The 21,609-nt window shown below is 35.2% G+C and carries 20 protein-coding genes and 3 pseudogenes; 18 read left to right on the top strand and 5 right to left on the bottom strand.

Features of this window, described 5'->3' with window-relative positions:
• Nucleotides 1–177: 177 nt before the first annotated feature.
• Nucleotides 178–1,650 carry a flavin monoamine oxidase family protein gene (locus tag PLX19_RS24560; RefSeq protein ID WP_272191520.1) on the top strand — a complete coding sequence of 491 codons (1,473 nt, stop codon included), beginning with the start codon at nucleotides 178–180 and terminating at the stop codon, nucleotides 1,648–1,650.
• A 39-nt stretch (nucleotides 1,651–1,689) separates the two neighbouring features.
• Here PLX19_RS24560 and PLX19_RS24555 read toward each other — a convergent pair whose 3' ends face one another.
• Entirely contained in the window at nucleotides 1,690–2,592 is a 903-nt protein-coding gene (locus PLX19_RS24555) for an aldo/keto reductase (RefSeq protein WP_272191519.1), read from the bottom strand.
• 181 nt (nucleotides 2,593–2,773) lie between these two features.
• Between PLX19_RS24555 and PLX19_RS24550 the strand changes: the two genes are divergently transcribed.
• A complete protein-coding gene (locus PLX19_RS24550) occupies nucleotides 2,774–3,724 on the top strand; it encodes a CobW family GTP-binding protein (protein ID WP_272191518.1) in 951 nt (316 codons plus the stop codon).
• Between the two features lie 36 nt (nucleotides 3,725–3,760).
• Here the strand turns inward: PLX19_RS24550 and PLX19_RS24545 are convergent, their stop codons facing one another.
• Nucleotides 3,761–4,231: a GNAT family N-acetyltransferase gene (locus tag PLX19_RS24545; protein WP_272191517.1), complete on the bottom strand. Its 471-nt coding sequence runs from the start codon at nucleotides 4,229–4,231 to the stop codon at nucleotides 3,761–3,763.
• A gap of 144 nt (nucleotides 4,232–4,375) precedes the next feature.
• Nucleotides 4,376–5,314 (bottom strand): metal ABC transporter substrate-binding protein, encoded by a 939-nt coding sequence (locus PLX19_RS24540; protein ID WP_272191516.1) that lies wholly within the window; start codon nucleotides 5,312–5,314, stop codon nucleotides 4,376–4,378.
• 273 nt (nucleotides 5,315–5,587) lie between these two features.
• Between PLX19_RS24540 and PLX19_RS24535 the strand changes: the two genes are divergently transcribed.
• Both PLX19_RS24535 and PLX19_RS24530 read left to right on the top strand, forming a co-directional pair.
• Nucleotides 5,588–5,731, top strand: a complete 144-nt coding sequence (locus PLX19_RS24535; RefSeq protein WP_272191515.1) for a hypothetical protein — start codon at nucleotides 5,588–5,590, stop codon at nucleotides 5,729–5,731.
• A 76-nt stretch (nucleotides 5,732–5,807) separates the two neighbouring features.
• Nucleotides 5,808–6,467: an oxidoreductase gene (locus PLX19_RS24530; RefSeq protein WP_272191514.1), complete on the top strand. Its 660-nt coding sequence runs from the start codon at nucleotides 5,808–5,810 to the stop codon at nucleotides 6,465–6,467.
• 216 nt (nucleotides 6,468–6,683) lie between these two features.
• Here the strand turns inward: PLX19_RS24530 and namA are convergent, their stop codons facing one another.
• Complete coding sequence (namA, locus tag PLX19_RS24525) at nucleotides 6,684–7,724, bottom strand: NADPH dehydrogenase NamA (protein ID WP_272191513.1); 1,041 nt, start codon at nucleotides 7,722–7,724, stop codon at nucleotides 6,684–6,686.
• A gap of 175 nt (nucleotides 7,725–7,899) precedes the next feature.
• Here namA and PLX19_RS24520 point away from each other — a divergent pair, with 175 nt between their 5' ends.
• The 6 genes and pseudogenes from PLX19_RS24520 (at nucleotide 7,900) to PLX19_RS24495 (ending at nucleotide 12,938) form a co-directional block, all read left to right on the top strand.
• Nucleotides 7,900–8,352 carry a methylated-DNA--[protein]-cysteine S-methyltransferase gene (locus PLX19_RS24520; RefSeq protein ID WP_272191512.1) on the top strand — a complete coding sequence of 151 codons (453 nt, stop codon included), beginning with the start codon at nucleotides 7,900–7,902 and terminating at the stop codon, nucleotides 8,350–8,352.
• A gap of 382 nt (nucleotides 8,353–8,734) precedes the next feature.
• Nucleotides 8,735–10,393: a peptide ABC transporter substrate-binding protein gene (locus PLX19_RS24515; RefSeq protein WP_272191511.1), complete on the top strand. Its 1,659-nt coding sequence runs from the start codon at nucleotides 8,735–8,737 to the stop codon at nucleotides 10,391–10,393.
• 55 nt (nucleotides 10,394–10,448) lie between these two features.
• Nucleotides 10,449–10,865, top strand: coding sequence for a FosB/FosD family fosfomycin resistance bacillithiol transferase (gene fosB, locus PLX19_RS24510; RefSeq protein WP_272191510.1), 417 nt, complete (start codon nucleotides 10,449–10,451; stop codon nucleotides 10,863–10,865).
• Between the two features lie 22 nt (nucleotides 10,866–10,887).
• A pseudogene (locus tag PLX19_RS24505) lies at nucleotides 10,888–11,437 on the top strand (short-chain dehydrogenase).
• 14 nt (nucleotides 11,438–11,451) lie between these two features.
• Nucleotides 11,452–12,069, top strand: a complete 618-nt coding sequence (locus tag PLX19_RS24500; RefSeq protein WP_272191509.1) for a phosphoserine phosphatase 1 — start codon at nucleotides 11,452–11,454, stop codon at nucleotides 12,067–12,069.
• A 233-nt stretch (nucleotides 12,070–12,302) separates the two neighbouring features.
• Nucleotides 12,303–12,938, top strand: a complete 636-nt coding sequence (locus tag PLX19_RS24495; protein WP_272191508.1) for a hypothetical protein — start codon at nucleotides 12,303–12,305, stop codon at nucleotides 12,936–12,938.
• Nucleotides 12,939–12,959: 21 nt separating this feature from the next.
• Here PLX19_RS24495 and PLX19_RS26295 read toward each other — a convergent pair.
• Nucleotides 12,960–13,004, bottom strand: a pseudogene (locus PLX19_RS26295) (hypothetical protein); the annotation flags it as partial.
• 746 nt (nucleotides 13,005–13,750) lie between these two features.
• Here PLX19_RS26295 and PLX19_RS24490 point away from each other — a divergent pair.
• The 8 genes and pseudogenes from PLX19_RS24490 (at nucleotide 13,751) to PLX19_RS24455 (ending at nucleotide 21,414) form a co-directional block, all read left to right on the top strand.
• A complete protein-coding gene (locus PLX19_RS24490) occupies nucleotides 13,751–14,824 on the top strand; it encodes a CotH kinase family protein (protein ID WP_272191507.1) in 1,074 nt (357 codons plus the stop codon).
• 81 nt (nucleotides 14,825–14,905) lie between these two features.
• The gene (locus PLX19_RS24485) at nucleotides 14,906–15,523 is read left to right on the top strand and encodes an NUDIX hydrolase (protein ID WP_272191506.1); all 618 of its coding nucleotides are present in this window, start codon (nucleotides 14,906–14,908) and stop codon (nucleotides 15,521–15,523) included.
• Between the two features lie 235 nt (nucleotides 15,524–15,758).
• On the top strand, nucleotides 15,759–16,361 hold the full coding sequence (locus PLX19_RS24480; RefSeq protein ID WP_035438143.1) for a DedA family protein: 603 nt from the start codon (nucleotides 15,759–15,761) through the stop codon (nucleotides 16,359–16,361).
• 103 nt (nucleotides 16,362–16,464) lie between these two features.
• Nucleotides 16,465–16,785: pseudogene (locus tag PLX19_RS24475) on the top strand (zinc ribbon domain-containing protein); the annotation flags it as partial.
• 145 nt (nucleotides 16,786–16,930) lie between these two features.
• Complete coding sequence (locus PLX19_RS24470) at nucleotides 16,931–18,310, top strand: putative polysaccharide biosynthesis protein (protein WP_272191503.1); 1,380 nt, start codon at nucleotides 16,931–16,933, stop codon at nucleotides 18,308–18,310.
• A 187-nt stretch (nucleotides 18,311–18,497) separates the two neighbouring features.
• Nucleotides 18,498–19,439: a magnesium transporter CorA family protein gene (locus tag PLX19_RS24465; protein WP_020060960.1), complete on the top strand. Its 942-nt coding sequence runs from the start codon at nucleotides 18,498–18,500 to the stop codon at nucleotides 19,437–19,439.
• Nucleotides 19,440–19,650: 211 nt separating this feature from the next.
• On the top strand, nucleotides 19,651–20,547 hold the full coding sequence (locus PLX19_RS24460) for a permease (RefSeq protein WP_272191501.1): 897 nt from the start codon (nucleotides 19,651–19,653) through the stop codon (nucleotides 20,545–20,547).
• A gap of 3 nt (nucleotides 20,548–20,550) precedes the next feature.
• Entirely contained in the window at nucleotides 20,551–21,414 is an 864-nt protein-coding gene (locus tag PLX19_RS24455; protein ID WP_272191500.1) for a TIGR03943 family putative permease subunit, read from the top strand.
• The last annotated feature ends 195 nt before the right edge of the window (nucleotides 21,415–21,609 follow it).

The following is a 21,609-nucleotide window of genomic DNA, read 5'->3' as shown; positions in this document are numbered from 1 at the left end:
CCATCCCCTTTCTTACATTTTCTATTTTCATTTTTATTATACGAACAAATAACAAAAAAAAGTGCAAATCTCCTTGAAGTTTTTATGAATATTCAGAAAATAAAAGTATGATACATCCTTTCTTTGAATACAATGCATTGAACTATGAATTTGTGCTGATGAGTAGGGGTGGGGATGATGCGGTTGAGTTTGCAATCCCGTCTTACAACAAATGAGATGGTATCTATTATTAACAATGGCTTATCAAAAACTACAGTACCGAAAAGTATTGTTATTATTGGAGCGGGCATGGCTGGATTAGTGGCTGGATCATTATTAAAGGCTGCTGGCCATCGTGTAAAACTATTAGAAGCAAATAATCGAATTGGTGGGCGTATTTATACGATGAGAATGCCAGAAACAGGCTTATATCTAGATGTTGGAGCCATGCGGATTCCTTATTCACATGAACTAACACTTGCATATAGTAAGAAGTTTGGTTTGAAGCTAAATCCATTTATTAATCGAAATGAAACGGATATTATATATGCAAATGGTCGTAAAACAACATTGAAACAATATGAGAAAAACCCAAGTATTTTACGCTATCCAGTTGCAGTGAATGAAGAAGGAAAATCATCAGAAGAGTTGTTGATGTTAGCGATACAACCAATTCTTGATTTTATTAAAAGAGATCCAGAAAACAATTGGAGTATTGTAGAGAAAGATTTTGGGCGGTATTCTACAGCAGAGTTTTTAAAGGATTATCCTCATCAATATAAGGTGCCTTTTTCACCAGCTGCTGTAGAAATGATAGGGGTACTTCTTGATTTAGAAGGATTTTTAGAAAGGTCTTTTGTAGAAACATTGCGTTTTATATATATTTTACAACAATCCACAGGGTTTTATGAAATTGAAGGTGGTAACGACGCGTTGCCAAAGTCTTTTTTACCACAATTGAAAGATGATATTATCTTTCAACAAAAATTAATGAAACTAGTGCAGCATGAAAAAGGAGTTACAGCATATTGTCGTAATGAAAAATCATTCGAATATAGCAGTATTACAGGGGATATTGTCATTGTCACCATTCCGTTTACAACAATGAGATTTGTTGAAATAGATCCGTATGATTCTGTTTCTCATGAAAAGTGGAAAGCGATTCGAGAGTTACATTACATGGCTGCGACGAAAATAGGCATTCAATTTAAACGTCGTTTTTGGGAAGAACAAGGTCAACGTGGTGGACGCATCATTACCGATTTGCCTATTCGTTATTCGTATTATCCAAGTTATGGAATAGGTACAAAAGGGCCTGGAATGGTATTGGGGAGTTATACGTGGTCGTATGATGCATTACTTTGGGATGGTTTATCTGAAAGTGATCGTATTTATTATACGTTGCAAAATTTAGGGACAATACTTGGAAATCAAGTGTATGATGAATTTATTTCTGGTTTATCGATGAGCTGGACATTAGATCCGTACGCATTAGGAGGATTTGCAATCTTTCAGGCAACCCAAGAATCAGAATTACAACCTCATATTGTGAAACCAGAAGGGAGAATATATTTTGCAGGTGAACATACTACGTTGTATCATGGGTGGATACAAGGGGCAATTGAATCAGGAATTCGAAGTGTAGCAGAAATTAATCAATTACAGATGTGAAAAGGACATGAGAATGAATTTCATGTCCTTTTTGTGTACTTATGGAACAGGATGACCGTTTGAGCTTTCAAAGATGGTAAACCATTGCTGACGGTCCAATGTTAGTTTTGTTGCTTCAACAGCTGTTTTGACACGTTCTAGTTTACCAGAGCCAACAATCGGAAGCATATTAGCTGGATGAGCAAGTAGCCAAGCATACATAATCGAATCAATGCCAGTAACGTCAAAATCAGCAGCAATTTTCTCTAGTGTGTGACGTAAGCGAAGTGTGCGCTCACTTTCTCCTTTGAAAATTTCACCGCCAGCAAGAGGAGACCAAATCATCGGAGAAATTCGCTTTTCTTGGCATTGTTCAATCGTACCGTTTTCGAAATGCTCAAGTTGCATAACAGAGACTTCGATTTGATTTGTAATGAGTGGAAAATCTAAATACGAACTTAACATATTGAATTGGGAAGGCAGAAAGTTTGATACACCAAAGTGTCGTACCTTTCCTTCTTGCTTCAAACGAGAAAAAGCTTCTGCAACTTCTGCTGGATTCATAAATGGATCAGGGCGATGAATGAGCAATACATCAATATGGTCAGTATTTAGGTTTTGTAGTGATTGTTCGGCACTTTTTAAAATATGTCCAGTACTTGTATTATAGTGAGCGACGTAGCGCTCTGGAAATTTAGGTGATGGGGGAGCGATTCCACATTTTGTAACGATTTGCATGTTGTCACGTAAACTCGGTTTTAATTGAAGTGCTTTTCCAAATAAAGTTTCACATGTATAATCTCCGTAAATATCAGCATGGTCAAACGTTGTAATGCCCATCTCCATGCATGCTTCAATGAAAGAAAGTAATTCCTGATCTGTCATATTCCATTCTGCTAAACGCCAAAATCCTTGAATAATTCGGGAAAACTCTAGGTTTTGGGCCATTTGAATTCGTTCCATGTATGTAGGTCCCCCTTGTTGATGTGTATGAACCGATTCGGTATGAAAAGGTTTTCTTATTTACTATTATTATATATTTGTGTAGACATGCCTACAACTAATATGTTCTATATTCAAAAAATAAAAAGACAACCTATGATATAATTATGTAATTAGATATATAACAAGGAGATGTAGAATTGTGATTCCAGTAACAATATTAACCGGGTTTCTCGGATCAGGCAAAACAACCTTATTAAATCGCATTTTATCTGAAGAACATGGTAAGAAGCTTGCGGTTATTGTAAATGAAATTGGGCAAATTGGTATCGATAATCAATTGATTATGAATGTAGAAGAAGAGATTATGGAAATGACAAACGGCTGTTTATGTTGTACAGTACGTGAAGATTTGCTTGTCGCATTAAAGCATTTATTAGAAGTAAAAGCGGAAGGAAAAATGGATTTCGAAGGTTTAATAATTGAAACCACTGGGCTCGCAAATCCGGGCCCTATTATTCAAACATTCTTTTTAGATCCTATTATTCAGTCTGCATATCAAATTAATGGTGTAGTAACCGTAGTAGATAGCTATCATATACAGAAACACTTTGAAAAAGGGTTAGAAGCAAAGGAACAAATTGCTTTTGCTGACATGGTTTTAGTAAATAAATTAGACTTAGTAGAGCAGGAAGAAAAGGAGAATTTACTCATTGAATTACAAGGGATCAATCCAACTGCAAAATTAATTCCAACAACAAATTGTGAAGTAGATATCTCTTCATTACTAGATATACAAACATTTAAAACGCGTGACAAGTTAGAAATTTATCCGCATAAAGAACAGCATCATTTAGAAGGGATAAAGTCCTTTGTATTAAGAGAAGAACGTCCTCTTGATCTGCAAAAAATCAATGAATGGATGTCAGCTGTTGTACAAGAATTAGGAGAGTATTTGTATCGTTATAAAGGTATATTATATATTGAAGGAGTAAATCGCCGCGTTGTGTTTCAAGGCGTACATACATTATTTGCGGCTACATATGACAGAGAGTGGCAAGAAGGGGAAAAGCGGGTCAGTGAGATTGTTTTCATTGGTAAAAATTTAAATAAAGAATGGTTTCAACAACATTTTCAAGAATGTATAAAATAAAATAAGCCTGCATTTGCAGGCTTATTTTATTTTACCTTATGTAAGTTTTACTTTATCTAGAAGTAACTCCATCACAACGCCAACAACAGGACCTGCATCGTCAATATCACCAGTTAAATGAAAGCCAAACGATTCATATAGTTTCATAGCTAATTTGTTGTTAGGATGAAGACTTAAATAAATCTTTTTGCATTGATATTTTTGTTGTAAATATGAAATTAATAAACGGAGAAATCGTTTCGCGTAGCCGTTTCCTTGAAAGTTGTGATCAATCATAAATCGGTCTAACCATATACTTTCATTTTTTTCGGAATACCATCCATACATTGCGTATCCAACAAGTGTTTTGCTATCATACAAAGCTAGTGATGTTGCATTTCCTTCATATAATGATTCGGCTAAAGAAAATGCATTACTTTCAATAAATTGTCGTTGCTCCGCTGTTACGTCTAAGGCAGCTACTGAACGCCAATTCGTTGCTGTTACTTCACAAATGTGAAGATTCATAGTTTCATCTCACTTTCTTATAACTATAAAACCACTATGGATAATTTTACTATGCAATTTTTGTAAGTCAAGGCAATCTGGAAAGAGGTGGCATAAGAAAAGACCGCAGAAACATTTTTCAGCGGTCAGAAATGAATCATTATATTAATTTGTTGCTTCTTTTAAAGTGTTAATGTTCTCTTCCATAAGTGTAAAGTAGTCTTTATTTTTTTTCGCATCATCATCGGAGATAGTTGCAAGATGATTTAAGCGTAAAATTTTCGTTCCTGTTTCTTTTTGAATAACTTCTGCTACTTTTGGTGTAGAGAAGGTTTCAAATAAAATATACTTTAATCCATGCTCTTTTGCTGTTGTTGTGATAGAAGCTAATGTTTTTTGGGAAGGTTCATCAGAAGCAGAAATACCTGCAACTGGAATTTGTTTTAAACCGTAACGTTGTTCCCAATATCCGTACGCTGCATGAGAAACTAATATTTCTTTCGTTTTTGCATGATCAACAACTTCTTTAAATTGATTATCTAAACTTGTGAATTTTGCTTGCAGTGCAGCAAAGTTTTTTTCGAATTCTGCTTTATGCTCTGGTTGTAGCTCAATAAGTGCATTTTTAATTGTTTCAGCTTGTTTCATTGCAAGTGTTGGATCTAGCCAAACGTGAGGATCTTTATCATGATGATGTTCATTTTTATGATCTTCCTCGTGTTCGTCTTCAGTTGAAGCTCGTAGTTGAATATCTTTTGATGCATTTACAACTTTAACATTTTCATTTGTTAATGTTTTTTCCATTTTTTCAGCAAATGCTTCTAATCCAGCTCCGTTATACACAAATAAATCAGCTTTGGCAACTTGTACAGTTTGTTTTTGACTTGGCTCATACGTATGGGAATCTGCACCTGGTGGATAAATAGCCGTTACTTCTACATAATCACCACCGATTTTTTGGGCGAAGTCCGCTAAAGGAAAAATAGTTGTATAGACGGAAAGTTTACCATTTTTTTTATTTGTTGTATTATCTTTGTTTGAACATCCAGCAAATATAAGGGTAAACATTAGTACGAATGAAAATATAATTGATCTTTTCTTCATTTTGTTTGCCTCGTTTCTTTACTTTCTAAAAAATATTTTCTCCATAATAAAAGAAAGAATAACTTCTTTTATTGTAAAACGTAATAATTACGCTTTATGCTCCTGGTTTAGTATAATACATCTTTGACGATGTTGCAATAAATAATAATGATTACGATTTATGATTTGTTCTAAAATTGTCACAATGCTATGGCTTATTTTTTTTGTTTTTGCATATATCCTGCTAGTCGCTTCATATAGTGTGATAGAGGGTGCAGAGAAGGAGATGAGCGAATGGGATATGTGGGTGAAGCGATTTTATTAATATTGGCTGTTATATTTCCATTATCATGTGTGCTGTTTTTTTTAAAAGGACTTATTCGAAATTTAGGCGATACAAGTACAATTACTGAGGCACCAAAAGAAGAAAAAGAGTAAACAAAGCGCTTGCATACTGCATAATGCTTGCTTATGATAGAGAAAGAGATTAGAAGATAAAGAGGTATGGAAAAGGATGAAAACAAGAACAGCCTTAGTACTTGGAGCAAGTGGTCTAGTTGGACAAGAAGTGATACAGCTACTGCTTGATTCGGATTATTATGAGTCAGTTACAATTTTTGTGAGAAGATCACTAGACTGGGAACATGAAAAGCTCCAACAAAAGCAGGTAGATTTTTCGATTTTGGAACAATATAAAGAATTTTTTGCTGTAGATGATGTGTTTAATTGTCTTGGTACGACAATTAAAAAAGCAAGGACAAAAGAAAATTTTAAAAAGGTTGATTATGATTATACATTACGAGCAGCTCGTGTAGCTGAAGAACAAGGGGTACAAAACTTTCTTGTTATTTCTTCGTTAGGGGCAAATCCGAAGTCGCTATTTTTCTACTCGCAAGTAAAAGGACAGATGGAAGAAGATATTAAAAAGCTAGTCATAGGAGGCATTCATATTTTTAGACCCTCTCTTTTACTTGGAGAGCGAGATGAGTTTCGTTTTGGAGAAAGAATGGGAGAAAAAATTTCGGGAATTATGCCGTTTTTATTTAAGGGGTCTTTTTCAAAATATAAGCCAATTTTAGCAGAGCAAGTAGCAAAAGGAATGTATGTAACAGCGCTGCGAGAAGAGTCTGGGGTTCATATACATGAATCTTCGGAAATTGCTGAGATGAAATAAAGTGAAACTTTAAGCAGTGGGGGGCTTCATCGCCACTGCTTATCAGCCCTCACCAATCGGGCTTTTATGGGCAGTTTATCTCCCAACTAACTGTTTTACTTTTGCTGAATTTTGAGGTGGGAGTATTACTGCCCGTTAATGTGGGATAAAAGTGATGAAAATATTGCTTATATAAAATAAAGAAACTGCCCAAAGATACTATTTGGGGCAGTTTCTTTATTTAGATGTATTTTTTAGTTTTCCTGGAGCACGGCTATATTGAAGTGGCTCAGCCAATTCAAAACCAAGCTCATTCGCTGCTGTTCTTGGAAAGTAAGGGTTTCGTAATAGTTCACGGCCGACAAAAATTAAGTCAGCAGCTCCTTGTTGCAAAATTTCTTCTGCTTGTACACCACTAGTAATAAGGCCAACAGCTCCTGTAGCAATTGAAGCGTGTTCTTTTATATATTTTGCATAGGGTACTTGATAACCAGGGTACACATCGATATGTGCTGGTACAACAGCTCCTGAACTACAATCAATGAGGGTAATACCTTGTTCTTTCATCCACTGTGCAAACGTTACATAGTCTTCTACAGTTAAACCTTCCGGGTGATAATCATGAGCGGAAATACGAACAAATAATGGTCCATTCCAAACTTCTTTAACCGCATCAATGATTTCGCGTAAAAAACGATAGCGATTTTCACAAGATCCACCGTACTCATCTGTACGATGATTTGTGAGCGGAGACAAAAATTCATTAATTAGATAACCATGTGCTCCGTGTAATTCAATAATGTCAAATCCAGCCTTTTTGGCACGTGTAGCTCCATTTTGAAAGGCTATGATGGTTTCTTGTATTTGTTCTTTGCTCATTTGTACTGGGATTTTCATAGAGGAATCAAAAGGAAGAGCTGATGGTGCAATAGGGTCTGAATCAAGAACAGCTTTTCTACCGGCATGTGCAATTTGAATAGCAGCTTTTGCTCCGTGTTCATGAATCAAATTGACAACTTGATGTAGGCCATTTATATGCTCATTATCCCAAATACCTAAATCTTTATGGGAAATGCGTCCTTCTGGTGTTATGGCTGTAGCCTCTAACATAACAAGTCCAACTTGACCAGCTGCACGTGATGCGTAGTGGACGAGATGGAAATTCGTTATTTTTCCGTCTTCGTTTTCAGAGGAGTACATACACATAGGTGACATAACAATTCGATTTTTTAGTGTAACATCTTTTATTGTATACGGTGAAAATAATTGATTGTTCACAATAAGAATCCTCCTTTATTTTCTTAAATGAACATATACCCAAGTATCATTTCTTAAATAATGGGAGTGCCATTTTATTGTAGCACCTTGCACCCTTTTTCCATAACAAAATGCTTAAAGAAATGTTATGATGAGTCTATGTTTAGTGAATATGAAGAGAGGTGGAGTATTTTTCATGTATCAAGCATATTACAAAAGTGAACTTGGATGGATTGAAGTAAAAGGGGATGAGACTGGCATTTCCTCTGTATTATTTGTAGAACAAAAACAAGAAGATATTCCTCATCCAATTGTTGAACGATGTGTAATGGAGCTAGATGAATATTTTCATAAGAAGCGAACGGAATTTACTGTCCCGCTACGAGCGAAGGGAACTCCTTTTCAAAAACAAGTATGGAATGCACTTTGCAGTGTTCCGTATGGAAAAAGTGCTTCTTATCTTGATATGGCAGAGAAAATCGGCAATCCAAGGGCTGTACGAGCAATCGGCGGAGCGAATAGTAGAAATCCTATTTCGATTATTGTGCCTTGTCACCGAATTATTGGGAAGAGCGGGAAGTTAGTAGGTTATGAGGGTGGACTTTGGCGGAAAGAATGGTTATTAAAGCATGAAGGTTTTTTAAGATAATGGAATATTTCAAATGAAACAATTTAGTTGAATTATATATATAAATTAAGAAAATGACATAAAAACCTCTTTTTTTTTAAGGGAGACGAGAGCAGCTGGCCGTGTATAGAAGCGGTCAGGGCCTTTTCCTACCATATGAGAGGTATAAAGTAAAGAGAGAAAGCGAGTACAGGTCATGTTGTATTCTGCATAGCAGTGAATGATATGCCAAAACATTAAAATAGAGTTATGTAGATGATAAGGTAGTGAAGAAGTGACGGGTGTCACTTTTTAATTTTTTAAAAGATAGTATTTGAAATTATCAGAAAATTATGTATAATACTATTCAAGAGTATTTGGTTTTATTTTTAGTTGTTATAAAGAGAAAGAGGGGAAATGGTCTATGAAGAAGAAGGTTTCACTTATTACAGCACTTGCACTTTCTACGAGTGTGTTAGTTGCAGGGTGTGGAAATGGGGAAAAAGCATCAATAACTGAAAAGGGAAAAAAAGGAAATGCAGCGCTTGCTGATAAACAAGTATTAAATTTACTAGAAACAGCAGAAATTCCTTCTATGGATACGTCAAAGTCAACTGATGGTGTATCATTTCGGGCATTTGTAAACGCAATGGAAGGATTATACCGCTTAGATAAAGATAACAAACCAACATCTGGTATGGCTAAAGATATGAAAATTAGTGAGGATAAGAAAACATACACATTTCATTTACGTGATGCAAAGTGGTCGAATGGGGAACCTGTAAAAGCACAAGACTTTGTGTTTGCTTGGCGTCGTGCTGTTGATAAAGCGACAGCATCAGAATATGCGTTTATTTTGTTCGATGTTAAAAATGCTGAGAAAATTAATAAAGGAGAATTACCACTTGACCAACTTGGTGTTACGGCAAAAGATGATAAAACATTAGTGGTTGAGTTAGAGAAACCAACACCATATTTTCTAGAGCTTACAACATTCCCAACATTTTTCCCATTGAATGAAAAATTTGTAAAAGAACAAGGTGACAAATACGCATTAGAAGCAGATAAGTTATTATATAACGGACCATTTGAGATGAGTGAGTGGAAGCATGAACGAAGTTATCAGTTAAAGAAAAATCCGAACTATTGGGATAAAGGTAATGTGAAGTTAGAGGAAATCAATGTAAGTGTTGTAAAGGAAACATCAACAGCTGTAAATTTGTATGATAGCAACGAAGTAGATCGAGTCATTTTAAGTTCGGAATTTGTTGATAAATATAAGAAAAGTGAAGAATTTAAATCGGAATTAGATCCACGTATGTATTTCATTCGTTTTAATCAGAAAAAACAGATTTTTGCAAATAAAAAAGTGCGTGAGGCTATTAATTTAGCATATGATAAAAAGGGAATTGCAAATGTAATTTTAAACGACGGATCATTACCTGCATATTACTTAGTACCACAAAAGTTTACAAAAGGACCGGATGGAAAAGACTTCCGTGAAACAAATAAAAGCTTTCATGAAGGTAAAGATAATGCAGCAAAAGCGACAAAACTATGGGAAGAAGCGAAAAAAGAGTTAGGTCAAGATACAATTACAGTTGAAATGTTGAACTATGATAAAGATAACTTAAAAAAAGTTGGGGAATATATTAAATCAGAGTTAGAGAAAAACTTACCTGGTTTGAAAGTGAATATTAAACAGCAGCCGTTTAAACAAAAGTTAGATTTAGAAAAGAAATTAGAATATGAGTTCTCTTTATCAGCATGGAGTCCGGATTATCCAGATCCAATGACATTTATTGATATGTTTACTACAGATAGTACATTTAACGAAATGGCATATTCTAATAAGAAATATGATGAACTAGTTGCAAAAGCAAAAGGTGAGTTGTTAACTGATGAAAAAGCACGGTGGAAGGCTCTTTCTGAAGCAGAGAAAATTTTATTTGATGATGAAGCCATTTCTCCGGTTTATCAGCAGGGCATTGCTTTTCTTGAGAAATCTAAAGTAAAAGGAATAGCTAGGCATACATTTGGAGGAGATTCTACTTATAAATGGACATATATTACAAAAAAATAGTACGATAAAGATGCGTGAATATTGCGCATCTTTTTTCTGTGAGGAGATAATGACAATGATAAAAGGAATGAATCATATTTGCTTCTCTGTTTCAAACTTAGAGAAATCAATACAATTCTACGAACAAGTGTTGGAAGGAAAGGTACTTGTAAAAGGTAGAAAACTTGCTTATTTTGATTTGTGTGGGATGTGGATTGCCTTAAATGAAGAAAAGGATATTCCAAGAAATGAAATTTATCAATCGTATACACATATTGCATTTTCGATAGAGAAAGAAGATTTTACAGCTTTAATACATCGTCTAGAATTGAATAACGTACATATTTTACAAGGAAGAGAGCGTGATGTACGAGATTGCCATTCTGTTTATTTTACAGACCCAGATGGACATAAATTTGAATTTCATACAGGAACGCTACAAGAGAGAATACAATATTATAAAGAAACCAAAACGCATATGTTGTTTTACTAAATATTGGAAGGGGGAGAGGGGGATGCATGTACTTGTTGTTGGTGGCACTGGAATGTTACAGAAAGTGTCAAAGTGGTTTATTGAGCAAGGGCACCATACTTCTGTAATCGGTCGAAATGTAAAACGTCTAAATGAGATACAAAATTCATGTCATGCTCCTGAAAGTGTTACGTGTTTAGCAGTTGATTATCATAATAGTGATGAGTTGCGTGCTAATATTAAAAGTTCGATTCATAAAAATGGACCAGTTACGCTTGTAGTTGCTTGGATTCATTCAACGGACGGCTGAAGATGCATTGCAAATCATTAGTGAGGAGACTGGAGTATTTTCGAAAGAATGGGAATTGTTTCATATACTTGGAAGCAGTGCTTACAAATCAGGAGGAAAAGTAAGATGCTCTTCTTTATGTACATATTATCGAATTATATTAGGTTTTATGGTAGAAGAAAAATGTTCCAGATGGTTAACACATGATGAGATTGCGAGTGGTGTTATAGATGGACTTCAACATAAACAACGGGAATGGATTGTCGGAACATTAGAACCATGGAATGCTAGACCGAGTTGGTGAAGGAGAAGATGATGTTGAAAACAATGGTATATATTACGCGTCACGGGGAAACAGAATGGAATGTAGAAAAAAGAATGCAAGGTAGAAAAAATTCAAATTTAACGGAAACTGGAATACTACAAGCAAAACAATTAGGGAAACGCATGAAAGATATACCGCTTGAAGTGATTTACAGCAGTCCAAGTGGAAGAGCGATGCATACAGCTCAGTTAATTAAAGGAGATAGAGATATTCCAATTGTAGCAGATGAACATTTATATGAAATTGATATGGGAGTTTGGGAAGGACATACTCAGGTTGAATTACAGGAGAAATATCCGAAAGAGTTTGATTTATTTTGGAATGCACCGCATCAATATGAAACAAAATCAGGAGAAAGTTTTTATGATGCGAGAATACGGGTGTTAAAGGGACTTGAATACATACTTAAAAAACATGAAGGTGAAAGTGTTTTACTTGTATCCCATGCGATTACTTCCTTACTTATGATGGGGCACTTCGAACAACGCCTTATTGAAAACATATGGAATGGTCCGTTTATGCATAGCGCAAGCTTAAGTATGGTTGAAGTTAAAGCGGGAGAAAGTACAATTCACTTATTTGCTGATATTGCGCATTTTGAAGAGGTGTAAATGATTATAAAGGAAAAATTATATTCTATGAACAAGTAATTTGTTTTAATAGATAAATAGACCGCTTAAAGCGGTCTATTTGCATTTTTGAAAATGCGAAGGATATTTTTTGTATGTTATAGAGCAGGATTAAATTATATATTATATTAGCGACGGGAACGACAAGAACGAGAGCGACGGGAACGACAAGAACGAGAGCGACGGGAACGACAAGAACGAGAGCGACCGGAACGGTGAGAACGAGAGCGACCGGAACGGTGAGAACGAGAACGGCAAGAACGGTGAGAACGAGAACGGCAAGAACGGTGAGAACGAGAACGGCAAGAACGGTGAGAACGAGAACGGCAAGAACGGTGAGAACGAGAACGGCAAGAACGGTGAGAACGAGAACGGCAAGAACGGTGAGAACGAGAACGGCAAGAACGGTGAGAGCGAGAACGGCAAGAACGGTGAGAACGAGAACGGCAAGAACGGTGAGAGCGAGAACGGCAAGAACGGTGAGAACGAGAACGGCAAGAACGGTGAGAGCGAGAACGGCAAGAACGGTGAGAACGAGAACGGCAAGAACGGTGAGAGCGAGAACGGCAAGAACGGTGAGAACGAGAACGGCAAGAACGGTGAGAGCGAGAACGGCAAGAACGGTGAGAGCGAGAACGGCAAGAACGGTGAGAACGAGAACGGCAAGAACGAGAGCGATCAGAACGGCAAGAACGGGAGCGATCGGAACGGCAAGAACGAGAGCGATCAGAACGGCAAGAACGGGAGCGATCGGAACGGCAAGAACGGGAGCGATCGGAACGGCAAGAACGGGAGCGATCAGAACAACGAGAGCGAGAACGTTTATAGTTGGATGTAGGTTCTTGGTTTAGAAATGTTTCCATTCCAGCCCCTTTTACCTCTTCCACTGCTTTTTGAATGTCGTCTTTTGTATACATTTATGAAAAGCCTCCTTGGTGAAAATATGCAATTTCATCTATTTATTGAATAATGAACTTTCTATTAATAAAGTATGTCAAGCTGATGTATTGTGTTTGTTCTTTTTTGAAAATGGTGGTATATCCTAAAAAAACAGACTGTGATAGGCAGTTAGTTTATAGGGATTAATATCCAGATTTTTCGGGCATCAAGAATATTTGTCTGATTTATCCCGCATTAACGGGCAGTAAGACCGCCACCTCAAGATTCAGAGAGAAGCGTTGTCCAGCTCTAGCGGCTAGAATCTCCGGTCGTTTCGCCCCCTCGGACGAGGCAAAAAGCACCTCTCTGCCTTTGGCGCGGGCGTCCTGCGATTCTGAGCGAGCCGCTTCCGCTTTTCTAAAGAAGATATGTGGGGGATAACGGCCCGTAAAAGCCCGATTGGTGTGAGCTTTCCATCAGAGATGAAAAAACTCTCCACTGATGGAAGTTTCAATTTATGCTTGTAGGGATTTGGTTATTGACATAAAAAGTCTTCCATTCCAGTAGCTGTTACTTCTTCAACAGTTTTTTGAATATTATGGCCCATAAAAAAATCCTCTTTAATTCAATAGTTTGAAAAGGAATTCCTCTTTGTACTAATACTTTATGAAGAAAGTAAAAAAGAAGTGTTAATAACTAATAAAAATGAATATATAGTGGATGTGGCAATGAAGAAAGGAAAAGCATACATTGATTGTAGATGAAAGAGAAGGGAAGGGAGAAAATGATACCTTCTTATGATTTTTTTATTCACCCAATGTATATTGTAGAGTTAAGAAAAGATGTTTGGTCTGATGATCCTGTTCCAGCTAAGTTAACATATGATAAAAGAAAGTATGATATTGATATCGCATATCGTGGTTCACATATTCGGAAATTGAAGAAAAAATCATATCATGTGATGTTTTATAAACCAAAATTTTTTCAAGGTGTGCAAGAGCTGCATTTAAATTCGGAATTCAACGACCCGTCTTTAATACGGAATAAGTTATCAATGGATTTTTTTTCAGACATTGGTACGTTATCGCCAAAAGCGCAACACGTACTTGTAAAGGTCAATAATCGATTTGAAGGAGTTTATTTACAATTAGAATCGGTAGATGAAAATTTTTTGCGGAGACGAAATTTACCAAATGGTTCGATTTATTATGCAATCGATGATGATGCTAATTTTTCATTAGTAAGCGAGTTAGATAAAGATATAAAAACGAAATTATTCTCAGGGTATGAATTGAAATATGGGAATGAACACAGTGAAGAAGCTATTAGTGAATTTATTTATCAATTGAATACAATTTCAAGAGCAGCGTATGAAAAAGAAATCGTAAAATATGTTGATGTTGATAAATATTTACGGTGGTTAGCAGGTATTGTATGTACGCAAAACTTTGATGGATTTGTGCACAATTATGCACTTTATCATAATGGAGAAACAAAGTTGTTTGAAATGATTCCATGGGATTATGATGCAACATGGGGGCGCGATGTCCAAGGGCGAAAGATGGGGCATGATTACACTCGTATTCAAGGGTTTAATACATTAAGTGCTAGATTACTTGATGTTAAAATCTTTAGAAAGCAATATAGAGAAATTTTGGAAGATATACTTTCTCATCAATTTACAGTAGAATATATAAAACCGAAAGTAGAAGGAATACATGAGGAACTTCGTCCATATATTTTGCAAGATCCATATGTGAAATCGAAAATAGATAAATTTGATAGTGAGCCGAATTTGATTTTTCAATATATAGAAAAGCGTCGTGAATTTATACGAGAGCATTTAGATGAATTATGAAGATGAGAAAAAAAGAGGATTGAAAGATCAATCTCTTTTTTTGTTATATAATAAGTGTAATATTAAATGAGGAGGAAAATAATGGGGATAAAATGGATTGAATGGGTAAAACAAATACAAGCAATTGCGCAGGCCGGATTAGCATATTCAAAAGATGTATATGATATAGAACGTTTTCATGAGCTTCGGAAATTATCGATTGAAATGATGTCACATTATACAAAAACGGATTGGGAAGTAGTCGAGCGTTTATTTGCAAGTGAAACGGGTTATCAAACTCCGAAAGTGGATATTCGAGCGGTCGTGTTTCAAGAAGGTAGGTTACTTTTTGTAAAAGAAAAAAGTGATAGGAAATGGGCACTTCCAGGTGGATGGGCTGATATTGGATATACACCTACGGAAGTTGCGCGAAAAGAAGTTTTAGAAGAGACTGGTTACAAAGTAGAAAATTTTCGTTTGCTTTCTATCTTTGATAAACAGAAACATCAACCATCACCTTCTGCAATTGATGTATACAAAATATTTATAAGCTGTGAAATAGTAGGCGGTGAAAGAAAAATCGGTATTGAAACAGAAGATGTTCGCTTTTTTGGAGAAGAAGAATTGCCGGAACTATCGATAGGAAGAAACACAGAATGGCAAGTTCGGCAAATGTTTGCTTATATGAAAAATCCGAATAAAGTAAGATTGGTTGATTGAAAAATTTCTTTGTGAAGAATTAGTAAATTTTTTATAACTTGCTTGTTTTTTGGAATAATTTCTAGTAATCTATATTCCATCGTGCACTTTCTCCTTTCAAAATAGAAATGGTAAGTATGTTTTTTTTATTATTGCATAATTTTATACTATAAAGTAGTAGCATATTGGCAAGGATAGATTTTTATGAAATAATAAGAAAGTGTGTGTGTGCGTAGAAAAAAGGAGATAATGAAGAATGTTAGCAAATTTGGTTGAGCAGTTACTACAATTTTTTATAAGTCTAGGCTATTCCGGAATTGCGCTAGGACTTATGATCGAAATTATACCGAGTGAAATTGTATTATCTTACGCGGGTTATTTAGTTGCTAAGGGAGAAATTAATTTCGTTGGGGCAGTAATTGCCGGGACGATTGGTGGAACGTTAGCACAAATTTTCTTGTATTGGCTTGGATATTACGGCGGACGTCCATTTGTTGAAAAATATGGTAAATATATATTGATTAATAAGAAACATTTAGATGTAGCAGAAGAGTGGTTTAATCGATATGGTGCAGGCGTAATTTTCTCTGCGCGCTTTATCCCATTTGTACGTCATGCAATATCGATTCCAGCAGGACTAGCTAAAATGTCATTGCAACGATTTACAGTATATACAGTACTCGCGATTATTCCATGGTCTATCCTGTTCATTTATTTAGGTGAAAAACTTGGTGGGAATTGGCGTCATATTAAAGAATATGCTGCTGATTACACGCATTATTTCATCGCAGGGGCGATTCTTTTTATTGCTGTATACATAGGTATGAAATTATTGAAAAAAAGAAAAACAGTTCGTTAAAGTCAATGAGTTTTCATTGGCTTTTTTTGTTTAGTGAAAAATTGGCAAGGAAACTCCATCACGAGATTTTTTTGATTGTGATTGAAAAAATACATCATGGAAACAAAACAGTGGAATGGGAAAACGACAGAATCAATCCTTTTGCTATATCCCACAGAATATAATCATTGAAATGATCACCTATAAAGCAAAACGAAAAGGTATTCCTGTACAAGTCTTAGAAAAATCATATACAAGCAAAGCATCCTTTCTAGACAATGTTGCGATTCCCACTTACGGTGAGGAAGACATTCCTGTATTCAGTGGAAATCGTATTAAACGTGGCTTGTATCATACGAAAGAGAATAAACTACTGAACGCAGATGTGAAAGGTTCTTATAACATCTTAAAAAAGCAGTTCCAAAGGCATTTGCCGATGGAATAGAGGGGTTGTGCCATCAGGCAGCTGTTTCAACTCTACTCGTGCAAGATCTGAAGAAGATAATTGCCGGGAGTTTTCATCTTATATCAGTTCTAAAAGTAGAAAGTTGTCCATATTGTGTAGTAAAACAGTATAGCGGAGGAGTTTCATGAAAGGATCACCGTTTTTACGTGGAACATTCTTTTTAACAATGGCAACTATGATTTCGAAAATGTTAGGTTTTATATATGTTATTCCTTTTACAGCGATGGTTGGAACGGGAGGATATGTATTATATACATATGCTTACCGCCCTTATACAATTATGCTTAGTATCGCAACGATGGGACTTCCTTTAGCTGTCTCCAAAATGGTATCTAAATATAATGAATTAGACGATTATTATACGGTGAAACGAGTATTAAAAAGCGGGCTTATTTTTATGGGAGGTATGGGAGTAATATCATTTTTATTGTTATATTGTTTAGCTCCCTATCTGGCAAAGGGTGTTATAGATAGCGGAGATCAAACAGGTAATAGTGTAACAGCTGTTACATATAATATTCAAATTGTAAGCTTTGCTTTACTAATTGTTCCTTCTATGAGCTTATTACGTGGATTTTTTCAAGGGTTTCAATCGATGGGGCCGTCTGCTTTAAGTGTAGTAGTGGAACAGTTTTTTCGCATGTTAACAATCTTAATCGGAAGTTTTGCAGTGCTTCATATAAACAAAGGATCAACAGCGGTGGCGGTTGGTGTTGCTACGTTTGGTGCTTTTGTAGGAGCTGTAGCAGGACTTGGAATATTAATTGCTTATTACTTAAAGAGAAGACGTCATTTAAAGAAAAAAGAACATATGAGTGTTCCGCAAACAACAAAATCATTTTTCGCATTGTATAAAGAATTATTTGCATACTCTATTCCGTTTGTTGTCGTTGGTCTTGCAATTCCCTTGTATCAAACAATTGATACATTTACAATTAATAAGTTATTAATGCAAATGGGATATTTACAGCGAGAAGCGGAAAAAATAAATGCTGTGATTGGGCTAGTACAAATGGTAGTGTTAATTCCAGTTTCGGTTGCTACAGCTTTTAGTATGTCACTCGTTCCTGAGATGACAAAGGCGTATATAGCCAAAAATGACCAGTTATTATATAAACATTTTACAAGAACAAATTTGCTCGTGGTATTTCTAACGATTCCAGCATCGTTAGGAATGATGGTTTTAGCTGAACCAGTATATACATTACTATTTGGGACAGGAAATGATCCTGCGCTTGGAAGTGTGATTTTACGCTATTACGCACCAGCTTGTATATTATTTTCGCTCTTTGCTGTCACAGCGGCTATGCTGCAAGGGATTAATCAACAGCGAAAAACGATAATTGGTTTGTTTTTAGGAATAGGGATAAAAATTGTGTTAAATATTGTATTGCTTCCACAATTTGACTATATTAGTTTTATTATTGCCACATATGTTGGTTATACTGTTTCTGTTTCGTTTAACTTGTGGATACTTTCTAAATATGTTATAAAGGCAACATAATGTCTATAAAAGACAGAGAATGCTCTGTCTTTTTCTATTTTAATAATTTGTGAAGAAAAGCGTTTTCAAAACAATTTTCTATTGAAATCTTTTCATTTGTTTCATATGCTGAAAATGGCGGTTTAAAATAGACTGTTATTTCAAAGTGAGGTTGGTTCCTACATGTAAAAAGAATCGGGGTGATAGTATGTTAAATATTTATTTAACAGACCGAAACGGAAAACTACAAGAGATCGAGGAGATTCAGAAAGGCTGCTGGATTAATGTACTCCATCCGACGGAGGAAGAAATTCAATTTTTAGTTCAAACATTAAATGTTGAACTGGACTTCATTAAAGACCCTTTGGATGATGAAGAACGTTCGCGTATTGAAAAAGAAGATGATAATGCTTTAATTATCGTCGATATTCCAACAGTTAGACATGACGAAGAAGGAAATTCAATGTATGATACGATTCCGATTGGTATGATTGTCATGCCGGAATGTTTTGTTACAATTTGTTTGGAAGAAAATCCGATTTTTGAGCGTTTTATTAATCAGCGTATTAAAGAATTTTATACTTTTAAAAAGACACGCTTTGCACTGCAACTCTTATATACGATTTCTACTTATTATTTACGTTATTTAAAACAGATTAATCGAAAAACAACGGATTTAGAGCATGAGCTCAATAAATCGATGAAAAATAAAGAGATTTTTACGTTATTAGGGCTTGAAAAAAGCTTAGTGTACTTTACGACATCTTTAAAGGCAAACAAGATTGTGATTCAAAAATTAATGCGAAATAATACATTTTTGAAAATGTATGAAGATGATCAAGATTTACTTGAGGATGTATTAATTGAAAATAAGCAGGCAATTGAGATGGCCGAAATATATAGCCATATTTTAAGTGGTATGATGAATACATTTAGTTCTGTCATTTCCAATAATTTAAACAGTGTTATGAAGTTTTTAACTTCTATGACTATCATATTATCAGTACCAACAATGGTTTCCAGTTTTTTTGGGATGAATGTTCCGGTTCCTTTAAGTGAAAATCCTCATGGTTTTTTAATGGCTATGATTATATCGGCAATATTATCTTGCTTAATGGCCTTTGTTTTTTGGAAAAAACGTTATTTTTAATATGAAACTCAGCTGTTTTGGAACATTTCCAAAACAGCTTTTTTGCTTTAAATTATTGATAAATTAGCATTTTTGTACACTACTGTCCATGAATTGACGAAAGGAAATATGTATAATATACCATTTAGGTTAATTTTTATAACTACTTGTTCAATCTACGGATTACAGTTACAATTACATATTGTTAATGAAAAGATGGGGGATATGCATCATGGAAATGTTTCATTTACCAAAAGCGTTCCTGCAAATGAATACGATTTTTATTTCAATTTTAATTGAAGCATTGCCATTTGTATTAATTGGTGTATTTATTTCAGGATTCATTCAAATGTTTGTGACAGAAGATATGGTAGCAAAGTGGATGCCAAAGAATCGTATTCTGTCTGTCTTATTAGCAGTTTTTCTAGGGATGATGTTCCCAGGGTGCGAATGTGGAATTGTTCCTATCGTAAGGCGCCTTATTGGGAAAGGAGTACCACCATATGCAGGGATTGCCTTCATGCTGACTGGACCAATTATTAATCCTGTCGTTTTATTTGCGACATATGTAGCGTTTGGTAGCAGTATGCATATGGTTTGGTATCGCGCTATTGTCGCTATTATTGTCGCTGTTATTGTGGGTCTTGTCTTATCGTTTATGTTTAAAGATCATCAACTACGGAATACTAATTTTCCAGTCATAGATCATAATCGACCATTTCGTCAAAAATTTTGGGATGTATGTACACATGCTGTTGAAGAATTTTTTTCAATGGGAAAATTTTTAATTATTGGTGCGCTTATTGCGGCAAGCGTACAAACTTTTGTGAAGACTTCTACCCTCCTTGCGATTGGACAAGGACCGTATTCTTCACCAATTGTTATGATGGGACTTGCTTTTATTTTATCATTATGTTCAGAAGCTGATGCGTTTATTGCATCTTCATTCCAAAGTACATTTGCAACACCAGCTCTAGTCGCTTTTCTTGTATATGGACCGATGGTAGATATTAAAAATATGATTATGATGCTTGCGAATTTTAAAACGCGATTTGTTATTGTTGTTATTGTTTTAATTACAGTTGTTGTTTATGCAAGCTCACTACTCATTTATATGATGGGGTGGTAATCGATGTTTCGAGCTTATATTTTACTTGGATTTACAATTTTGTTAGCACAACTTCATATTTCTGGTGATATCACGAAATATATCAATATGAAATATGCGTATTTATCAAAAACAGCAGCGATTATTTTAGGATTTTTAACTGTTATCCAAATGATTATTGTATTTCAAAAAGAACATGTTAAACATGATCATGAATGTGGATGTAATGCAAGTCACTGTGGTCATGATCATTCAAAAGACGAGAATACATGGTGGAAACGTACGATTGCGTACACACTATTTTGTTTTCCAATTATTTCGGGGCTCTTTTTTCCAATTGCAACACTAGATTCTGATATTGTAAAAGCAAAAGGGTTTCATTTCCCAGTTGCACAGCCAGAAAGTAAAGATCCGTTTATGAGTCGACAGTTTTTAAAACCTGATACGAGCATTTACTATGCACAAGAAGGTTATCGGGAACTCATGGAAAAAGAGAAGAAGCAATTCGCAACAAAAGGAAAAATTGCTTTAAACGATGCTGACTTTTTGAAAGGGATGGAAGTCGTTTATAACTATCCTGGCGAATTTACGGGTAAAACCATTTCTTTTAAAGGGTTTGTATTCCGTGATGATTCTTCTAAAAAAGAACAATACTTTGTATTCCGTTTTGGAATTATTCACTGTGTTGCTGATTCAGGTGTGTATGGGATGCTGGTCAAGAAACCAGAAGATGCACAGTGGAAGAATGATGAGTGGATTCAAGTTGAAGGAACAATTTCAACAGAGTTTTATCAACCGTTTCACGCAAATATCCCTGTATTAGAAGTTAATAAATGGAGCACAGTAGAATTTCCAAAAGAACAATATGTATACCGAGGAGCCGATTGATAAAATCGGCTTTTTTTATATAAATGTAAAACAGATAAGAGAGACTCCAGTTATTTTAAATTTTACTTTATGATTCTAAATAGAAAAAGAACATCTAAATATTAGATGTTCTTTTTCACAGAGTGTTGGGAAACCCTTCAGGATTTCCGACACTCTGGGAATTATTGATTTGTTAATGAACAAAAGAACTAGAAA

The organism is Bacillus sp. BP-3, assembly GCF_028401955.1.
In the GTDB taxonomy this organism is placed as follows: domain Bacteria; phylum Bacillota; class Bacilli; order Bacillales; family Bacillaceae_G; genus Bacillus_A.
Note: the sequence above shows the minus strand (reverse complement) of the source record. Positions and strands in the feature narration are given on the sequence as shown.